We start from the raw sequence: 20,145 nt of genomic DNA, 5'->3' as shown, positions 1-20,145 counted from the left end.
GAACGCTATAGGTTCGTATAACCTTGTTTTATACAATAAAGAAGCAATGCATTTTGCAAATTGCAGAAGGAGGAAGGCAGGATGGATAAGAACAAGCCGCCCGAAAACGGAAGACCCGGGGAGACCCGTCGCGTCGGAAAGGAGGCGGGACTTTACGAGCCGGAGAAGACAGGCGGCGGGGAACGGATGAGCCGGCGCAAACTGCTTGCGGCCTTTGGCGTTACGGGCGCAGCTGTAGCATCCGGTGTGCTGCTGAACGCCATGAGCGGGGAAGCTTCCGTGACGGGCTCGGTATACGGAGGGGAGGATATCCCCGATGCCGATCAGATCATGTTCCAGTACACGGGGGCGTCTCCGGAACGGACCGTAGCGGACAAGCTGCGCGAATGGATCAGCATCCGCGACTTCGGAGCGGTGGGCGACGGCACCGCGAACGATGCGCCGGCCATTCAAAGCGCGATCGATACGGCCATTGCCGCGGGGAAGAAGGAAGTGCTGTTTCCGCCCGGCACATACAAGCTCGAGGCTGTGCTGAGCAACACTGCTTCGGTCGTGTTTGTCGGGGACAACGTCCAGTTCAGCGGAGGAACGCACCGGATTATCGGCTTGAGCGCGCACGAGGAGCAGCTCGCCATCCGGTTCAGACACAATATCAACGTGTTGTCCAAAGGGGCCGATCCTACCGGGGGAGCCGACGCAACCGCAGCATTTGAAAGCGCTGTTACGGAATTGCTGTCCAAGACGACGAGCAGATCGGATATATTCGGCGCAAACCATGAAGGAAATGCTGTCATAGAGCTGCCTCCGGGAACATTCGTACTGAACGCCGACGATCCGCGGCTGTTCTCCTCGACGGCCATCCGGACGAGAGGTCTGGTCCTTAAAGGGGCGGGCCGCGGCGTGACGAAGGTGTTGTTCAAGCCGACGAATAATGACGGATACTTGTTCTACAACAACGACAAATGGCTCCATATTCATATGGAGGGGATTACGTTTATCGGCGATTATGCGAAGAATACGAACTTCATGTTCTCGTATTCCACGGGCGGCGCGCAAAACTACACGTTCCATATGTGCGATTTTATCGATTTCAACTATGGCTGGAAATTGCAAGGAAACAATACGAATAGCGAGTTCTCGTTTTATCATTGCGGCTTCTACGGCTCATGGAACAAAACGGTGTACGCGGAAGCCTCCACTGCCAGCGATCAGTTTCTGAACTACAATTTTTTCGCATGTCAATTCGAAGTGACAAGAGGCGATTTTCTTCATTTCGAGAAAGGCGGCAACATCAATATATGGGGCGGGAGCTACATCAATACGAGTTCCGCCGGAAGCAGCACGTTCTTCAAGCTGTACGGCGGCGCCCACTCTTACGGCGTTCAGCGATTCCTGTGCATAGGGGCCAGATTCGAGACCAAATACGGAACGGGAGCGCTGATCGATTGCAAATGGAATGACGGCAACGTTTCCTTTATTAGCTGCGACGCCGATGCGCAAGCTTTCCAGACCGGGGCGGAGAGCTGGAAGGTTGCCAAGTTCACGTCCACGAACGAGAAAATGCCGGTTATTTCTTTTGACAAATGCAATTTAATGGGCATTCATGAGTATGCGTACACCGGGAACTCGTTTAAGTTTCCGCATAATGTTTCTTACACGAACTGTCAATTCGCCAAAAAAGCGTCTCCCTCCGCCTTCATCCAATATACTCCATCGGGTACGAGCAATACGGGAGGGCAGCCGGCTATTACGTTCCATAATTGCCGGGGAAATGCGGATACGAGAGCGGTAATCTGGAACATGGTATACGGGTACGACAAGGCGAGTACGGCGGTTTTGGGCAAGCACGTCATATCGATAAAAGGCGCGGACGGCAAATTTCCGGCGAATAACGGAACTGTCGCGATCGACCTTCCGCTTCAAGCGATCATTACCAAGGTCACCTTATACGCTCCGGCCGGCGCGGTAACCGAAGCGGATAGCGCGACCTTCACGGTTCAGACGACGGAGGCGGCTCCCGTCGTGCTCGCGCAAGCGTCGCCTGCGGCGCACAGCGACGGCTTTCAGGTTAGCGAGGAAGTTTTGTTTGTCTGCGATTCCGAGGAGAAACGGAAGCTGCAATTGGTCGCCGGCGCGGACGTGTCGAATTTCAACCCGCTTGCGTTATGCTTGATCGAATATATCGGGTAAAGCGATTTCCCATCAAATGACTGGAGTAGATAGGATGGATACGATCGTGTTGCTGGGAACGGCAAAAATGGACATTACTCCGGCCTTCCCGGCCGAGCTGCAGCCTGCCCATCCGCTTCGTCCGGATGCCGCGACGGAGACGGTACGCAGGCTCTATGCACGAGTGGCGGTGTTTCAAAGAAAGAGCGAACGGGGACAATCCCACTATGCAGTTGTTATTTCCGCCGATATTATTTATTTCGTGGATCAAAGAATCGACTCGTTGCGGAAGCAACTATACGAGAGATGGGGCATTCCGGGGGAAGCGATTTTGCTGCAGGGCACGCATACCCATTCGGCCCCCTATCCCGGGAGCCGATTCGGAGAAACATTCGACGGTCCGTACCGCCCGTTCATCGAGCTGCTCGAGACGGCCGTCCTGCAAGGGGTCGAGCTGGCGATGGCCAATCTGGAGCCGGTCGATGCAGAACGGGGCAGCGGCAGCTGCGGCTTCGCCACATACCGGCGCAAACGGGAAAACGGCAACATCGTAATGGCCCCGAGCGACGAAGGACCGACAGACCCGGAGGTGACGGTGATCCGGTTCCGGAAGCGGGATGGGCATACGAAATGCGCATTCGTCCACTATGCTTGCCATCCGACGACGACTTACGGCAATGCGTTCTCGTCGGAATTTCCCGGCGTGGCGACGGAGCAGGTGGAAGCCGCGCTCGGCAATGATGCGGTCGCGCTCTATTTGCAAGGGTGCTGCGGAGACATTAGACCGGCGGTTGTCCGGGACGGCCGGTTTTACGCCGGCTCGAATCTGGAAGTGACCCGCTTTGGCTGCGAGCTCGCGGCCGCTGCGCTGGAGGTGCTCTCTACCGGGATGGAACCGCTGCGCTTCGTCCCGTTCGAATTCCGCTGCACGCGGGTGCGGCTTCCTTTTCAGTCGCAGCCTACTTCGGCGGAACTGGAGGCGCATAAGGACAAGGCGGATGCATGGGGGGCATGGAGCCGCATTTTGCTCGAGCATCCCGAGCGCAATGTCCCGTTCGAGCTGCTGCGGATCGGTTATATCCGATTGGCGGACGGACTGGCGTTTTTGGCGATGAACGGGGAAGCCGTAGCGGAATACGGACTGTATACGAAACGCGTATTTGCCGGTAAAGTGCTGCCGATGGGCTACTGCAACGGGCATACCACTTATATCCCGACGGCGGCCCAATTGAAGGAAGGCGGTTTCGAATCGTACACTGCCTTTTATTCAAGCGGCAGACCTTCTCCTTACGATCCGTCGATCGAACAGGCGATTAAAGAGGCGATCCTCGAGCTGGTCGAGAAGTTGTGAGTCCGCTTGCATCTCGGAACTGTAGCCGACGACACTGGAGTGGCGGAGGTTTATTGCGATATCCGTCGCGATACATAGCTAGCGGAAGCATCCCGCAGCAGCCAGCGGCAAACATTTGAACTTGGCCTTATGTCCGAAACAGCTCCCGAGCGTGGTTATACAAAGGTTGCAAATGCCGTTAACCTACCGCCTTTTTAAGGCAGTAGGTTTTATTAATTTCAGCCAAGTGTCAAGCGATTGGATGCGCAAAGGAGCACATTTCGTATATAGCGGTACTGTATTCCGTTATTGTCCCGAATTTCGTTGCACTCCCGAATATAACGGCACAGTCTTCCGCTATTCCGATATTTCGGGGTGAAAAGGATGGTGGACAGCTGAGTAGTGTCCATATACAAAAAGGAATAAGTCATATACATTTAGGATCGAGGGACACGAAGTTTTCTGCAAGAACGGGAAACCGTCTCCGTTCGAAGCGGATAACGATCCGACCTAAGTTCGTTCCGGACAAAAAGAGACCCGCCAGCAACAGGCGGAGGCTCTTTTCCGATTCGCATCATCGCGTCGTTTTCTTTTTTTTGAGGGGAGCAATCAATTCTCCCGGGGTGGTTCCCCAATATTTGCGAAAGACGCGGCTAAAGTGACTGGAATCCTTGTAGCCGAGAGCAACCGAAACATCGGAAATCCGTTCGCCGGCAAGGAGCATTTGTTTGGCCTGCAGCATCTTCTTCTCCGACAGGAAGACCGAGAAGGGCTTGCCCAGCTCCCTCTTGAACACGCGGCTGAGGTGGGACGAATTCACATGCAATCGTTCCGCGATGTGCTGAAGCGTAAGCTCCCGGTCTATCTCCTGCTCGACAAGGGCAATGACTTGCTTGACCAGAATAGGGGTGGAAGCCGTTCGTGCCGTCCCGGAATAATCGATGAATCGCTGCAGAACCCGCCACAGGAGAGAGTAGGTTCCTTCGCTCAAGGTCATGCCCGGCAAATTCAACAGGTCGTTGTAGTCGTCCCCGGCAACCTCCTCCAGCCTCCAGCCTTGTCGTTCGGCTATATGCAAGAGCACCCCGCCGATATTCAACAAATATTCGCGAGTTTGGTTGGAGCTGCCGGCAATGTCGGGACGACTGCTCCATATCGATTGCAACGCTTCTTGCGCTTTGGGCAGGTTTCCGGAAATGAGACTGATCTCAAGCTTGTTCTCCCACGTGCCGACCGTTGCCCTCGCATGGCCGCCGGGCCCGATCATTCGATCATCGGGCATTGCGTCTTTCCGCTTCGCAAGTCGCGGATTCGCTGCCGAAGCGTCGGATATCAGCTCGATCCGGAGCGCATCGCGACTTTCCGGGGCTTCCATTACGAATGCATGAACGAGCCACGTATCCCGTTCGAAATGCCAACCCTCGTCAGCCGGATACTTTCCCGGCTCGCCGGTCCATTCCGCCAGCGGTCGGCCATTGACGGAAAGCCGAAGCGGCTTCGCCTCCATGTAAACGTACAGATCGTAGCCGCGCTGCCCGGGAATGCCGCAAAACTGGCCCGTTCTCGGCTCGATAAGGATGACGGCGTTCCCATCCTCCGCCCGGATGCATAGGTTCGTTTCCGAAAATTGCCCGTCCAGGTAGCCGTAAGTAACCCCGTCATCTTCATAAAGGGCATAATCGCCCGAGGCGTGAGGGTATATGCGCAGACCGATCCGTTCCGGCATGCTTTGTCCGACGGAACTCGTCTCCGGCCAGACGGGAATGATGGAGCCGGCTCTCGCGAATAAAGGACCTCCCGCATGCTCGGGCGCGGTATAAAGGAACTCCTTGGGCCCGACATGGCGTTCGTTCGTCCAATAATCGATCCACGTACCCTCCGGCAAATAGACCGTATCCGTGAATGCCGCAACAAGCAAGGAGTCGCCGAGCATGTATTGGTTCTGCATTTCGTCCGTCCTCGCATCGTCCGGAAAGCAGAGCGGCATGGCCCGAAGGATGGGCATTCCCGTTCGGGCCGCAACGTGAGCTGCGGAATAGATGTAAGGAATCAGGCTGTAGCGGAGCTTTGCATACATGCGGAACAGGTGCAGCAATTCCGGGTCCAACAAAGACGGATGCTGCCAATAAGCGAAATTGTTCAGGTGGGACCACGGCTGCAAAAAACCGAAATGGATACCCGCGGCGGAGTGGGGTTCCATGTCGCAGGTCGTGTGGGCGTGACCGGACAAGCTGTGATTCAGCAAAGAGACGAGCGAATCGACGCCTCCGCCCGATGTGCCCGCCCATGTCGCCGCATATTGCTGCAAGCCCGTATAACCGATCATGGAGTAGATCATCGCACGCCGGCCGGTTTGCTCCCGATACCCCGCCTGCATCTGCTTGAAGAGCAGCAGCGGGTAGAGGTTGTGAATTTCCTCGGAGCTCATCCCGTTCGCCCATTTGCGGTTGGGCCGGGCCACCGGCATATGGCTTCCGTCCAGCTTGAAGGCGGACACCCCCTGATCGACAAACTTGCGCAAATGAGCATACCAAACTTCGTTCTGACCGTCGTCGGTTCGGGTGTCGCCGGATAGGAGACGCTCCTCGTAAAGACTCAGATCGTAATTGCAGCACAGCCACAAGCTTAGCTTGAAGCCAAGCCGGTCCAGCGCGCCCATAAAGGTCCGCGAGCTTCTCGTAGCCCAGGTCGGGATGGAAAAACGTTCGGGGTGCCAGCGCTTCTCCGTGGAATGGTCGTAATAGGTTTCCATCCAGCCGGGCTCCAGACCGATCGTGTCGCAGGGGATGTCTTCCTTGCGGAAGTTCAGCGCATCCTCGACAACGTCGCGGGCGTCGGCCTGCTGATTGCAGGTGAAGGTCAGGCCGTAAGCCCATATGGGCAGCAATACCGGCTTGCCGACGATGTCCGTATACCGGTCGAGAAGCTGGCCGTAACGATCTCCCGCGAACAAGTAAAAATCGGGTTCGCCCCCTTCGCACTCGACGCGCAGCCGGTCATGAACCGTATGGCCGATGTCGATGGCGTGGCGCCAGACCGTATTGACCAGCATTCCCCATCCTCCGCTGCTCATCAGAAACGGGATCGGTATGCGCGATTGCTGCGGAGTTATTCGCATATCGGCCAGATGGCCTCTGTGCTGTATGCCGGATCGGGTTTCGTCCCCGAGTCCGTATAGTTTTTCCCCTTCGCTCAAGCGAAACTGCGCGTCGAATCCTCGGGTAAATAGATGCGTGCTGTCGGCGCTCCGGATCAGTATCCGTCCGTCCGAACGCAGCAGTGCGAAGCTTCCGTCCCGTTTGTCCATCCGGAGTATCGCTTCCGATGTTATTACGATCAGCTCAGATTCTTCGTCGTTCGCGGAATAATCCGAACGGGCCTGGAGACTATGCAAAATGCCGTATCGGTTCAGCGGAGGCTCCGGGAAGTCGTTCCGCGAGCTCGTCCGGATGCGGAACGTATGCGGGGCCGCAAGTTGAACGCGTACATAATTGCCGTTCAAGGCGCGGAATTGAATAGGGTCGGTCGCAGTATACACTCCATCCCTCCTCGAAGTATGGCGGAGCAGCCGCATGCCGATCGTTTTGCAAGCGCTCACATGGATAGGTTGCATGGAAAGGAGAAGGAATGCGCAGAATACCTTCCTCTCGCAATCATCATACCATAGCGATTCGAGAACAGTCATCTACGTACCGTAACAAGCAATCCATAAACCTAGAATTGACCGGAAATGACTTATACAATTAAGCCATGCCGGAAAAAGGGGGTTTTGGTCGAATGAGATTCATAGATTCGGATTCATTTGGAGTACACTCGGGGCGGTTTATCGGTTTTGAAGAAGGAAAGCGGCATTCTTTTTCGCGATCGCGAAGGTAAGCGCATACTCTTCGAATGCGGCAGCCGGACATGGAGGGTCAGATAATAAAGAGGGGGATAGAAACCAGTGTCGACAAAAGTGAAAATGATGGCAGCCCTGCTGCTGGTGCCGATGCTGTCGGCATGCGGAGGAAACCGGACGGAAAATCAATCGTCCGACAGCAAGACTCCGGAAAACAAGCAGGTCGAGAACAAGCCCGCGGAGCTGAAGTTTTACATGAACTCGATCAGCCAAGCGGAGTTCGACAAATTTTATGTGGAACCCTTAAAGCAGAAATTTCCGCATATTACCGTCAAGGGGATTCCGCCCGCGAAAGGCACGACGATCGAGGAGCTGCTGGCGGTCGGCGATGCACCCGACTTCTATATCGGGACGAAGGGCTCGATACCGAATCATCTGAACAACCTTCAATTGGCCGACGACCTTGATCCGCTCATCAAGAGCGAAAAATATGATTTGAACCGGCTTAATCCGGCAACCGTGGATATTATGAAAAAGGCTGCCGGCGGCAAAATTATCGGTCTGCCGCTGAATATCAATGTAAACGCTCTATATTACAACAAGGAGGTGTTCGATAAGTTCGGCGTCGCTTATCCGAAAGACGGCATGACCTGGGACGACACATTCGAGATTGCGAAGAAGCTGACCAGACAGGAGCAAGGCGTGCAGTACCGGGGCTTTACCGATCGTTGGGGCGATACGTTTTTTGCCTTGAATCCGTTCGAGCTGCCCTATTTGGAACCCGACGCGGATAAAACGACGTTCCAGAATCCGAATTGGAAGAAGATCATTGACAACTGGCTCCGATTCTATACGTTGCCGGGCTTGGCCTTCGATGCGAAGACGGCGTCCAAGGAGGAGGATCGGAAGCTGTTCGGGACCGGAATCTCCGGTATGACCGTCATGGCGCTGAATATTCCGGCTTGGAAATTCAATTGGGATATCGTGTCCGCCCCGACCTATAAAGAAAAGCCGGGCGTAGAAATGCAGGCTAACGTGCGTTATAACTTCCTGATCAAGGGAAGCAAGAACCAGCGTGTCGCCTTCCAGGTCGCCGCCTACATGACGTCTGACGAGTATCAGATGAAAATGTCCAAGGACGGACTGTTCCCCGTTCTTGCCGATGCGTCGTTCAAAAAAGTGTACATGGAGAACGATCCGCTCTATAAAGGCAAAAATATTGCGGCGTATTATTACAACAAGTTCGCTCCCGAGCCGCAGGGCAGAGCGCCGGGGCTGGTCAACAGCGTCAATGCGCAGGACAAATTTTTGCTGCCCGAGATGATGAACGTATTGATCGGCAAGAAAGATGTCAATACCGCCTTGCGGGAAGCCGATGAAGGGGCGACCAAAGCTTTGGCCGAAGCGAAAGCGAAGTAATATACGAATAGCCCGACACGCATCGCACTCGGGCGGGAAGCACGGCCGGGACGAAATCCGTGATGCGGTAAGCGCTTGATCCCAACCGCCCCGAGCGTCAGAGGCAGTAGTATCGATGTTTGCCAAAGCGACTTCGGGGCGTCCTATTTTCGGGGAACGCAAGCCTCCGCGAATTCCGGTAAGACATTATTTCTACGGAGGTATGTATGTCGAGCAAATGGGCTGGAGCGATTGGCGTGTTAGCGCTGCTGAGCGTACTTATCATGGGCGCAAAAAATACCTTTTTTCCTTATGAGCTGTCGGCCAAACAAGAAGGCGGCTCCGCCAAGCGATCCATAGCGGCCACTTCGCCCGGCAACAACGGAGGCATAACCACAGGCGTCATTAGCGGCGAGACGTTCGCTTATTTCAAGGACACCTATACGGTATTGCAAGATGCAACGAACCTGCAATTCATCCTGACCAATTATTACGGAGACAAAATCGGCAAAAACAGCTTGACGTTGAAGGTAGGCTTTCAGATTCTCGGCTCGGCGACGTTTTATCCGGTGCACTTCCAGGGAAGCAGGCAAATCGTGGTTGACCCGGGCGCGGATATTTTAACGGATCCGATCGGGGTATATGTAAAGGCGGGCGACAAGATCGTCGTTCAGACGAGAGTTGAGGTGCCGGCAGGGGGAGAGTGGCCCAAGGGCAATCAGGCTCTCGAGTATGTGGCCGGATCCGCTTCGGGCAGTCTGGATTACACTTCGCGGACGTTTCCTCTCGGTTCGGCTACGGTGGCGGGCTACAGTCCCATTGGCGTTCTGGGCACTGTCAGCGCGGACAACTGGCTGCCGACGGTCGGGATTTACGGAAGCTCCACGTTCGCGGGCACCAACGATAACTGGAGAGGGCTCGGCGCGGCTGCCTTGGAGGGAAAGCTTCCGTATTTTAAAGTGGCGAAGGGCGGAGAGATTTTGCAGCATATCACCTTTCCCCGGCTATCCTTGTTGAAATACGCTGACGCCGCTTTACTGTACGTTACCTCGAACGATTTGAATTCCGGTCATTCGTTCGAAACGATACAAACCCAATTAATGCAGCTGTTTAACCAGATGCATCTACAAGGCATTAAAATATATGTCTGTCTCCCGATGCCCCGAACCACGAGTACGAACAGCTGGGTGGATCTGGACGGCCAAACGCTGAATCCCGTCTACGGCCCCGGCGGAAATTGGGAGAAGGTCGTAGAATGGCTAAGCTCCGTTCCGGCCCCCGTATCCGGCGTATTCGATACGCTGTCCCCGGTGGAATACAGACTGCCCGACGGACAACGAACGGGAAAATGGAAGCCGCTCCTTACCAAGGACGGCTCGCATCTCAAAGGTCCGCTGGCTTACGATACCGTTTCCTCCGCTATTTATGTCGATGTTATTCAAACATTGGGAAAAACCGGTCCGTTACCTTTTGTTCCCATAACTGCAAGCGGAACGGATGCGCCAATGGCTGCAGTCGACCATGATTCGTTCGATCGGGCGGATGCGGCGACTCTGGGGGCTGGCTGGCTGGAAATGGAAAACGGTTTCGAGCAATTCCCCGTTTTCGGAATCGAATCCAATAAAGCCTACAACTCCAAGTATCAGGGAATGGCCATACGCAGAGTTGCCGACGGGGACAATTTTCACCTGACCGCGAACATCGAATTCCGATCGACTAACCAAGCGGGGCTCGCCTGGAACGTCATCAGCAGAAGCGACTTCTTCATGCTCAGAGGAGACAAGGGAGGCGGAGGCGGCGTCAAGCTATTTGCCATCAATTCGGGAGGCTACACGAACGTCGCCTCGGCCAACGTGCCCATCACGGCCGGTGCTCCCGTCAAAGTGGAGGTCATGAAATACAACGGAGTCATCACGGTCAAATTCGACGACGCGACCCTTTTGACCTATACGTTGACGGCTGCCGAAGCGAGCAAGTTCAACGCGGTCAACAACGCCGGAATATTTGTCAACGATGGGGCGCACTCGGCCTCCAGATGGTTGGATTATACGGCGAGAAAAGCGGTGGATTGATGCGGGTGCGCGCTCCGAGATTAAGCAGGTGCGGCTAGTAGTAACCTTATCGGGAGGGTAAAATCAAATGGATCAACAGAAGAGGCAGCATTTCGAGTCGGAAAATCCGGTTGAATCCGGCGAGAGCGGTCGATGCGACCATACGGACAAGGAAGCGACGGGCGGCAAGGCGATCAGCCGGCGGAAGCTTCTGGCTTCGCTCGGCATGACCGGGGCGGCTTTCGTATCCGGAGGGTTCGTTACGAACACATTCGGTCAACAAACGGTCAGCGGCGCTGTATATGACGAAGCGTCCGACGCCGACGACATTTCTTACAGGCTGGCGACCGGACTGGCGGAAAGAACCGTAGGCGACAAATTGCGAGAATCGGTCAGCGTCAAAGATTTCGGCGCGGTCGGCAACGGCATTGTTAACGATACCGCCGCCATTCAAGCCGCTGTCGATTACTTGAAAGGCATCGGCGGGGGGAGCATTTACTTCCCGGTAGGCGTCTACCGAGCAACGGGGGTACGGTTGTATTCCTTTATCACGTTGCGCGGCTCGGGACACAACATGTGGGGATTTGCGAACAGAGGGAAGAGCTCCGTCATTAAATCGTGGGACGAAGGCGACATTTTTTATTCCTCCGGGGATACGATAGAGAACGTTATGTTCGAAGGCATTACGTTTGTCGGTCTGCAGGCGATCGGCACGAAAAATACGCAAGGCATCGTCTTTCACAATTCAATAGGCGTCATCATCAACAACTGCGACTTTTTCCTGTTCAAGAACGAGGCGGTTTGGCAGAAGGCCGGCGGTACGCTGCGCATAAACAATTGTAAAATATTTGGCGGGAGCCGCAGAAACGAAGCGTTCACGGAACGGACGGGAGCAGTCCGTCTGAGCGGTCACGACAATATGATTGCGAATACGGAAATCGGAGCGGATTATTCGGGGGATTCTACGAATTTATGGAATTGCGCGGTCAAGCTGGAGAAAGCCTCCGCCAATATGTTCGTCAACTGCGTTTTCGAAGGGGCGGACATCGGTATTTATGTCGCCGGTCCCGACAACAACTTCGTCAATTGCCGCGCGGACATCAACTACGGTCCGGATGGTGGTTCAGCCGCGAAGCATCCAATCATGTCCCGCCTTGGAGGAACCGTCTCTCCAATTGCTGGGGGCACCGCAACAGCCGCTATGGGAGCAACCTGTTCGACAACTTCAGAATAGAGCCGGGCCAGGCGATCAAAGGCATCCAGATGACGAACTGCAAGTCGTCCTCCAATGTAAGCAACGATAAGTGGGCTCACCGGTACGGACTGTACGACGGCGCCGGAGACACGTTGGTCGTGGCGTTCAAAGACGAAGATGCCATAACCAAATGGTTTGATGGTGTAAGCGGTTACGCAGGTCCGCTGAGCAGCTTCAACCAGCAGGTAGTCGTCCCTGCCAGCGGAACGACTGCTCCGGATGTGACGGCTCGGGGTACGATCCGGTTCAACAACGCCGACCCTACGACAGTGACGAGCTTCGCGAACGGAGTAAACGGACAGACGCTGGATATATTGACGGTCAACGCGAATACGAGCATCGAGCATAACTCTGCGATCAAAACAAGTACGCTTGCGACCAAGGCGTTAGTCGCGCAAAAGCTGTATCGGTTTAAAAACATTTTGGGGACATGGTATGAAACGAATTAGTTTTTGTCACGACGGCATAAGGTCGCATACGCACAATCGGCAAGGTTGCATCCTGCTCGATTAAGCGAAGGAATAACGGAATTCGCATGCGTTATTTACTCGAAACCAGCCGTCAACCGCACAATAAAGGAAAATCGTTCCGTTAGTTCACCGTTTGCATTCCTTTTCACTCCCGAATGGTCGGACTAACGGAACCAAGTTCCGCTAATTCCGGGGCAAGCTCAGAAACCGCGATAGTAACGGAATACAGTTCCGTTATGCTTCGAATCGGATTGTTCCGCGGGAAAAGGGTATGCCAATCTTGCCATAAGAGGATCGCGCTGTATCAGGAATGCGGTTTGGAGACTTAGAGCGTTGTAATTTCTAGATGTCGCAGCCGGATGAAGCTCTAGAATACACTAGAAATGAATTTCATGTCTACAAAGAACCTTCATCTCCACTTAATTTTGTGGTTTTGGAGGTTCTGTTGCATGAAATATGGGACTCATGTCTTTATGCGATCACGTTCGGGGAAACCCCGGGAGGAACGGGTTCAGCCGGTACATAGAAGCAAGCGACAGATTCGTTCGTCCGCAGGAATGTGCAAAAAATTCGATCGCAACGTCCAAATTCGTCCGGCCTCTTCCGTGGTAAGCTGGGAGAGAGTCTGCTCCGATCGATCGTACCTCGCGGCCTTACGTTTTGGAAGCCGCTTGTCGCGCCTTCTGACCTATCCGGCAAGCGATTGGTGCAATCCATTTTACTCGCGCAGGTGAGGGCCCGTTCGATGATCGGTATCGGTCTCGATCCGGTAATCGACGATCCTGTACCGGTCCTCAACGGTAAAATGCCGGCCGCGCTTGGCTCTCTGCCTGTATTCGAGCGGGGACAGCCGTTCCTTTCGCGAGAAGAAGCGGCTCAAGTAATGGACGCTGCCGAACCCGACGCGTTCGGCTATGTCCGTGACGCTCATATCGGTGGAGATAAGCAGCTCCTTCACCTGGCCGAGCCTCAATTCGTTGACATACTGGATCGGCGACAGGCCGAACGCTTTACGGAACGAGCCGCACAATCGGGTCACGCTGGAATGAAACGTGTTCGCAAGCTCCGTCAATGTCAGCGGCTCCGTATAGTGCGTCTTAATATAGGCGGCCACGGCTGCCGGATAGTTATCATCGTCCGCGAGAGTATCCGTTTCGGGAAGTCGGGACGGGGACGTGCCCGCCGGTTTCTCCCCCTCCTCATGGATGCGGATCAGCTCCAGCAGCAGCTCGATGGAGCGGACCGTAATCATTTCCTTATATAGGGGCTTTTGCGCGATCGCTTCTTCGACCATCCGCTCCAAAGCCGTCTTGATGCCTGTTCCGCGTCCGGCAAAGAGGAACGGGATACAATGAAGCCGCTCATACAGCTGGGCGTCGTCCGTATGAAACTTCCATTCAAGCGTACGGAGCGGCTGTGCCGGGTCGGAGGAAATTTCGTGGCAGATGCCCGGCGGGATAAAGAACACGTCGTCGGAGGAAGCCTCCCGGGTATGTCCGTTTACGGCAAGCTTGCCGCATCCGCCGGTTACGACGAGGACATGGTGGAAATTATGGCTGTGGCTCCGTACGTGGGATTCCTCGTCGTACACGTACCGAGCAACGGATAAAATGCGGGTGGAATCGAGCTTCACGCGAATTCCTCCAGAACCGAATTCGTATTACAAACAGAATATCATAATCCGATCCGGAGGTGGTCCGATTTATGGAACAACAAGAAACCGAACGGCAAGCGGTGCTGGACGCGATGGAAGCATACGGCATCCGGCGGGATTCGCCGTTCGAGACGATGGCGGGAGGTACGGCCAACCGGAACTATACGATCCGCTCGGAAGGGCAAACGTATATTATGCGCAAACGCAGCGCCAAGTACAGCGCCGACGCCTGGATCGAATACGAGGAGCAATATTTGCTTCACGCGGCGGAGAAAGGGATCCCGGTTCCCGTCCCGATGTCTGCGGCAAACGGTGCGCGCCGCTGCACGGTCGGCAAGGATACGTTTCAGCTGTTCCCTTATATGAGCGGAGAACGTTACGATCCGTTCGATGCGGAGGAGCTCGCGGATGCGGGAGCGTTTCTCGGCAGCGTACACCGGGCGGGGGAAGATTTCCGTCCGGATATAGAGAAGACGTTGCCGCGATATGACGATCCGGCGGTTATAGCGGAGGCATTGAAGAAAGTGTCCTTTGAACGCGGGGATATGGCGCATTCGGAGAGGAAGACACTCGATCTGATGCTCGCCTGCGCCGAGAGAGTGCGGGAACGGCTGACGGACGAGGCTTACCGCTCGCTGCCGCATACGATCATCCATGGCGACTATCATCCCGCCAATGTTGCATTTCGTGACGGCCGCATCTGTGCCCTGTACGATTTCGATTGGATCAGCAGACAGCCCCGTCTGCGCGATATCGCCGATCTGATCGTATATTTTGCCGCGCTTCGACCCGAGCCGCTGGATGGCGGCAGCATTTATTCGCTCAATCAAGGGTGCACGTTCGACATCGTCAGAGCCGAAACGGCGCTTCAGGCCTACGTCGATAACGCGGTAATGCCGCTTGCCGGAGAGGAAGCCGCCGCGCTCCCCGATTTCATGATGGCCCGCTTGCTGCACAGTCGGGTGCAGGCGCTCGCCAAAGTTCCGTCCGAACGCGCAATCCAGGTGCTCGTAGGAGCCATCGAGCCTGCGCTGATCTGGATCGAGCAGCATCGGAAAGCGTTAACCGAACGAATACGTTGAGCGGTTGTGCAAATTGAAGCGTACGAAAAAATATGTTCCACATTCTCCCTCATTTTCCGGTATAATTTTAGGTAAATGTGCCCATGCCCTTTTGTTTCATGTGCCCACATTACCTACAGGAGCTAGTCGTCTTTATGAGGATGAGGAGGATCATATGGTTTTTCATTCCCAGTCTCCGAACCACCACCCCAAATCGGCTTCCCCGGTCTCGTCTTCCCATTCGCAGCATGAAGTCGAATCGACGGGATCGGCCGAGCTTGGCGAAGGTGTAAGCCGCGGATTGCCGCTGTCCGCGGGGCACATTATGCAATTGCAGCGTACGATAGGAAACCAGGCCGTACAGCGGATGCTGTCGGGTATAACGGCACAGAGTGCGGAGCAACGGGCGAATGATCGGAAGATTAACAGAATGCAGGCCGCGGGACAACAGTCCGTCGGCAGCACGACAGCCCATTCCGCGGTTATACGACGAGCGGGGGAGGCTGCCGCCGCCGTTCCGCAAAGCGCCGCCGCGCCCAGGACCCCCGGGGATCTGCGCAACAAGGGCGAATACCATACGATCTACAAATGGCTGAAAAGCGAAGCGGAAAGGTCCGGCAAAACGGCATTGTTCGGTTATTTCGACAGCCTCGATCCCGGTCAGAAGATGACCGCCATCCGCTTGATGGCCGACAACGCCAGATATCCCGACCTGAGCAAGGTCAAGGAAACGATGATAACCGGTTTTATTAGAAAAAGCTTCGACTGGAACCGCTTCTCGGAAGTGTCCCGCGAAGCGAACAAGACGGATACCGCGAATTACAACGCCGATCAGGCTCGCGACTATGCGAGTTACGCGGCGATCGGCACTTCGTCCGCCGCGGGAGGGACCGGGGGCAGCGCCAAGATCAGCACGGAGCTGGGCGCGCGGGGGGCGCTTCCCGTATCGACGAACGTCGCTCCCGTAGCCGCCGGCTTAAGCGGATTGGCCTCGGTCTCGCAAATGTACAACGCCTCGCAAAACTATGACTCCAGCCTGTCGACGGCCGACAAGGCGCAGCTCGTCGTCGGCGAAGGCGGGGGCGGCGCCGCCGATTTCGCCCGATTCGCCGCAGGCGCGGCCGACGGTCCGAGAGCGGTGGCGAGCGGGGCGGCCACCGCCGCAGCGGGAGTCGGGGCAATCGTCGGCGGAGCGGCCTATATGGTTGGCGGCGTTGTCGGCTATCGCGAGGGCCGCAAAAATGCGGCGAAGCTGGAGCAACTGGAGCGCGGCTTTAACGAAAAGGCCGGCGACGAACGGGCGGAGAAGCTTGGTCATGCGGCGAATCTCGGAGCGTCCACGCAGCATATGAACAAGAACAAAAGCGCCGCAACCGCAGCCAAAGGCGCGCTGATGGTAGTCGGCGGAGCGGTCATGCTCGCGGCCGCGGCATCCCCGATCGGGCCGATGCTCATAGCCGCGGCCGCCATATTGGGCGGAATCGCCGCAATCATCAAATTTTACAAAAAGAGCAAGCGCAAGGAAGCTTTCGTCGATAAAGTGCTCGGTACCGAGCAGGAAACGGCGAAGCCGGAAAATGCCGGCTTAGGCAAAGAAAAAGTAAGGCAGAAGCTGATGGAATCCCGCGGCTTCAACAGCGTCGATCAATGCTATGCCCAAATCGTGACGGATCTTGCCGGCATGCTGTTCGACGGCGGCGTCAAGGGCGAGGACGAGGAATGCAAGCAGATTGTGGAGGCTATGGGGCTCAAGATCGATAAGAAGAAGCAAAAACCGAGCAAAGAAATGATCGCGAAAAAATTGCACACTTGATGGAGGCTGCCATGGTCGGTACCGACGCGCTACCTGATTCGTTTCTGCTGCAATGCTACCGGTATTATGAATCGTTGGGCATAGCCGTCCGCTGGGCGGAACCAACCGAGGAGTCTCCCTTTTATTCCATGATTGTCCGTTTCGACGACATTGGCGAGCGGGGCACTACCGTTGATCTGGAGCTTTGCTTTATACCCGGAATGGAACTGCTTGCCCAAGAGGGCGTATACATTTTGCAGTCGTTTGCCGCGCTCGCCGAGGGGGTTTCGCCGGATAAAGCCGCCGAGCTGCTCCATGCGGCGGCGTACATCAACATGCAGCTGCCGCTCGGCGCATTCGGCTTGTATGCGGACAGCGGAACGTTGTATTTCAAGCATAATACGATGCTGCATCGCGCATGGTTGACAGAGGAGACGTCCGTGAACGGCGTCGACAGGCAGAACGGACTTGTATTGCACCAATTGTATCAATACGCCGAGCCCTTGATCGACGTCGCGGAAGGCCGCAAAACGGCGGAAGAGGTGCTGCGGGACGCCCTTGTATAAAACCCGCTTCCAATCGGAAGGCAGCTGGCTCCGCGTTAAAGAATAAGATGCGTGTCGCCGAACTCATGCCATAAATAGTTTTCCCGGATCGCCTCGGCGTAAGCGAGGCGCAGCGCGCCGATCCCCGCGAAGGCGGACAGCATGTGCAGATGGCTCGCTTCCGGCTCATGCAGGCCGCTAATCAGACCGTCGGCCACGCGCAGCGGAAACGACTCGTCGATATACAGCCTCGTATCGTCCTCTCCCGGACGTACGAGGCCGTTCCCGGCTGCGGCCGATTCCAGACAGCGGACGACGGTAGTGCCGACCGCGATGATGCGGCCTCCGTTCCGCTTGGCTCTGTTGATCGTATCCGCAGCTTCGGGCGAGACTGCGTAAGATTCGGCGTTATGGGCCGGATCGAGCCGCGATCCGTACAAATAAGACAATCCGGTATGCAGCTGAACGAAGGCCAAGCGGATGTTCTTTAACCGCAGGCCGAACAACATCTCCCATGTGAACGCCCGGCCGGCGGAAGGCATCTCCACCGAACCCGGTACGGTTCCGTACACCGTCTGGTAGTAGTCGAGCTCCCACGGCTTCTCGGCATACTCGTAACGCACCGGCTCGCCGAGCGCGTAAAACTCGCCGAACAATTCATGGCCTCCCCGATTGAAGCTCAAGGTGACGAATGGGGAAGAAGAACGCCGCGCCGTTTCGGCGTGCAGGGAGGGGGAGAACCGAAGCGTTTCTCCGTCCGTCGGCTCCACGGCCGAAGCCGCACCGGTTTCCCCGTTCGTCCGAAGCAATAGAGCATCCCAGGCCGATTCTCCTACCCGTCTGGCCAATCTGACCTCGAGCGACTCGATGCCCGCGTTCCCGATGAATCGCTGCGCTTTCAGCGATGCGGGTATCGTGCGGCTCTCGTTGAACACCAGACAATCTTCCGGTCGCAAATAGTCGGCGAGCCGGTGGAAGCTCGAATGGCTGACCGTTCCGTCGGAACGGTTCTGGACCATCAGCCTGACGCGGTCTCTCCGCAGCCCCCTTCTCTCCGGTGGGGACCCGGCATTCCGGTTGTCCGGCAATTCGAATGCGAATGTCGATACGGTCTCCATGCCGCTCACCTGCTTTCCTTTCTAGGAAGAGCTCTTATCGGCAGCGTATTGCTGCGCTTCGAAACGCCGGCCGTTGACCTCTTTCGACTCTCCCGAGGCGAGGTACAGAAACACGCCGGTCAAATCGTTCGGATCGGCCAACTCGTAATCGCAATCCGGTACCGCCAATGCATGCATCTCCGTATCCATTTCCCCCGGATCGACCATGTTCACTCTCACTCCGCTGCCGTCCACCTCCGCCGCCCACGTCTCGGCCATTCCTTCTACCGCGAACTTGGATATGCCGTAAGCTCCCCACCCGGAATACCCGACATTCCCCGCTTCCGACGTTATATGGATAATGGAGCCCGATCCGCGCCGGAGCATGCCCGCGATGACGCGGCGCGTAACGAGGAAGGTACCGATGGCGTTGACGCGCAGCACCTCGGCGAAATCGTCCTCGGGATAATCGAGAAGAAGCGGCATCGGGCTAGGTCCGAGCATAGAGGCATTGTTGATCAGGACATCGATGCGTCCGAATTGCGACTCCGTTAATGCAACGAAACGCTCGACGTCTCTAGCCGAGCCAATGTCCGCCGTCACCGCCAGTACGGAAGCGGCCCCGTTCGATTCGGCTTCGGCTTGGACTGCTTCCAAGCCGGCCGCCCCTCTGGCGCATAGAGCCAATTTTGCCCCTCGTTTGGCGAATGCCAACGCCAATGCTTTTCCGAGTCCTTTCGAAGCGCCTGTGATCATGACTACCTGGGATTCGTTCATATTCATCCTCCGTTCATTAAATAAACATTTTAAACATAAATGTATGTTAAGTTATGATGGTTTCATTATATGCAGCTTTTTTGGTGAAATCAATACTTGATAATAATTATTTTAAATAAATGGGCTGATGTTACCGTTTGAAGACGGTAGCGGAACTTGTTAAGGAATGGAAGTTACGGAAAAGCGTCCGGATGTGCTGTCCGATTTTCGGTCGAGACAGCGATGTATGATATGCTGACCGTTATGCTTTATCGGAAAGTCGTACTTCCCGAAGTAGGGCGACGTATACGAATTCTGGGTCGGGAAGGACCGCAGTCGACTGCAGGTCGCGCTCCGGTCTTTGTCGTGCTTTACACAACTTTTTGCGATCCATGTCGTCTAAATAATGGAAAAACGGCCTATCCGGCAAAAACCTGTACAGGAATGCTCACGGGAGGGATAACATGTCGCACAACCGGGCACGAAACGAAAGACGGGTTAGAACGTTCGGGCTGTTTCTTGGCGTTGTTTGTTTAACGATATTGGCATTCTATATATTGGCGGCTTTACTGGGTGCAACCGGAGATGAAATGCCAGTCGTTATAGGCATGATCATTTCGCTTCAGCTCTCTTTCCTCATTGCTTACGTAATTATGTATTCGAAGTAAATCCGGACATAACCGAACAGACGGCAATGGCCATGCCGGGCAAACGAGATCAAACGTATTG

At 55.5% G+C, this 20,145-nt stretch carries 13 protein-coding genes; 9 read left to right on the top strand and 4 right to left on the bottom strand.

The window, feature by feature from the left end; genetic code table 11:
* The first annotated feature begins 81 nt into the window (after positions 1 to 81).
* Positions 82 to 2,190, top strand: a complete 2,109-nt coding sequence (locus FE784_RS07465) for a glycosyl hydrolase family 28-related protein (protein WP_139601514.1) — start codon at positions 82 to 84, stop codon at positions 2,188 to 2,190.
* A gap of 34 nt (positions 2,191 to 2,224) precedes the next feature.
* A complete protein-coding gene (locus FE784_RS07460) occupies positions 2,225 to 3,520 on the top strand; it encodes a hypothetical protein (RefSeq protein ID WP_139601513.1) in 1,296 nt (431 codons plus the stop codon).
* Positions 3,521 to 4,073: 553 nt separating this feature from the next.
* Here the strand turns inward: FE784_RS07460 and FE784_RS07455 are convergent.
* Complete coding sequence (locus FE784_RS07455; protein ID WP_176706025.1) at positions 4,074 to 7,037, bottom strand: TIM-barrel domain-containing protein; 2,964 nt, start codon at positions 7,035 to 7,037, stop codon at positions 4,074 to 4,076.
* Positions 7,038 to 7,442: 405 nt separating this feature from the next.
* Here FE784_RS07455 and FE784_RS07450 point away from each other — a divergent pair, with 405 nt between their 5' ends.
* From FE784_RS07450 to FE784_RS07435, 4 genes are all read left to right on the top strand, one after another.
* Positions 7,443 to 8,756 carry an ABC transporter substrate-binding protein gene (locus FE784_RS07450; RefSeq protein ID WP_139601511.1) on the top strand — a complete coding sequence of 438 codons (1,314 nt, stop codon included), beginning with the start codon at positions 7,443 to 7,445 and terminating at the stop codon, positions 8,754 to 8,756.
* Positions 8,757 to 8,962: 206 nt separating this feature from the next.
* Positions 8,963 to 10,807: a hypothetical protein gene (locus tag FE784_RS07445; RefSeq protein WP_139601510.1), complete on the top strand. Its 1,845-nt coding sequence runs from the start codon at positions 8,963 to 8,965 to the stop codon at positions 10,805 to 10,807.
* 67 nt (positions 10,808 to 10,874) lie between these two features.
* Positions 10,875 to 12,020, top strand: coding sequence for a glycosyl hydrolase family 28-related protein (locus FE784_RS07440; protein ID WP_139601509.1), 1,146 nt, complete (start codon positions 10,875 to 10,877; stop codon positions 12,018 to 12,020).
* A gap of 29 nt (positions 12,021 to 12,049) precedes the next feature.
* Positions 12,050 to 12,490 (top strand): hypothetical protein, encoded by a 441-nt coding sequence (locus FE784_RS07435; RefSeq protein WP_139601508.1) that lies wholly within the window; start codon positions 12,050 to 12,052, stop codon positions 12,488 to 12,490.
* Positions 12,491 to 13,229: 739 nt separating this feature from the next.
* On the opposite strand, the gene FE784_RS07430 is transcribed toward FE784_RS07435, so the two are convergent.
* A complete protein-coding gene (locus tag FE784_RS07430) occupies positions 13,230 to 14,144 on the bottom strand; it encodes an AraC family transcriptional regulator (RefSeq protein WP_139601507.1) in 915 nt (304 codons plus the stop codon).
* Positions 14,145 to 14,215: 71 nt separating this feature from the next.
* On the opposite strand from FE784_RS07430, the gene FE784_RS07425 reads away from it, so the two are divergent.
* The 3 genes from FE784_RS07425 (at position 14,216) to FE784_RS07415 (ending at position 17,584) form a co-directional block, all read left to right on the top strand.
* Complete coding sequence (locus FE784_RS07425; protein WP_139601506.1) at positions 14,216 to 15,247, top strand: phosphotransferase enzyme family protein; 1,032 nt, start codon at positions 14,216 to 14,218, stop codon at positions 15,245 to 15,247.
* 154 nt (positions 15,248 to 15,401) lie between these two features.
* Complete coding sequence (locus FE784_RS07420) at positions 15,402 to 17,039, top strand: hypothetical protein (RefSeq protein ID WP_139601505.1); 1,638 nt, start codon at positions 15,402 to 15,404, stop codon at positions 17,037 to 17,039.
* Between the two features lie 11 nt (positions 17,040 to 17,050).
* The gene (locus tag FE784_RS07415; protein WP_139601504.1) at positions 17,051 to 17,584 is read left to right on the top strand and encodes a type III secretion system chaperone family protein; all 534 of its coding nucleotides are present in this window, start codon (positions 17,051 to 17,053) and stop codon (positions 17,582 to 17,584) included.
* A gap of 35 nt (positions 17,585 to 17,619) precedes the next feature.
* On the opposite strand, the gene FE784_RS07410 is transcribed toward FE784_RS07415, so the two are convergent.
* Together FE784_RS07410 and FE784_RS07405 are read right to left on the bottom strand one after the other, a co-directional pair.
* On the bottom strand, positions 17,620 to 18,681 hold the full coding sequence (locus tag FE784_RS07410; RefSeq protein ID WP_139601503.1) for an S-adenosylmethionine:tRNA ribosyltransferase-isomerase: 1,062 nt from the start codon (positions 18,679 to 18,681) through the stop codon (positions 17,620 to 17,622).
* A gap of 21 nt (positions 18,682 to 18,702) precedes the next feature.
* Positions 18,703 to 19,437 (bottom strand): SDR family NAD(P)-dependent oxidoreductase, encoded by a 735-nt coding sequence (locus FE784_RS07405; RefSeq protein WP_139601502.1) that lies wholly within the window; start codon positions 19,435 to 19,437, stop codon positions 18,703 to 18,705.
* Positions 19,438 to 20,145: the final 708 nt, after the last annotated feature.

Origin of the sequence: Paenibacillus hemerocallicola, from assembly GCF_006265175.1 — a bacterium.
In the GTDB taxonomy this organism is placed as follows: Bacteria; Bacillota; Bacilli; order Paenibacillales; family NBRC-103111; genus Paenibacillus_AB; species Paenibacillus_AB hemerocallicola.
The sequence above is the reverse complement of the archived record's forward strand: the minus strand, read 5'-3'. Positions and strand labels throughout refer to the sequence as shown.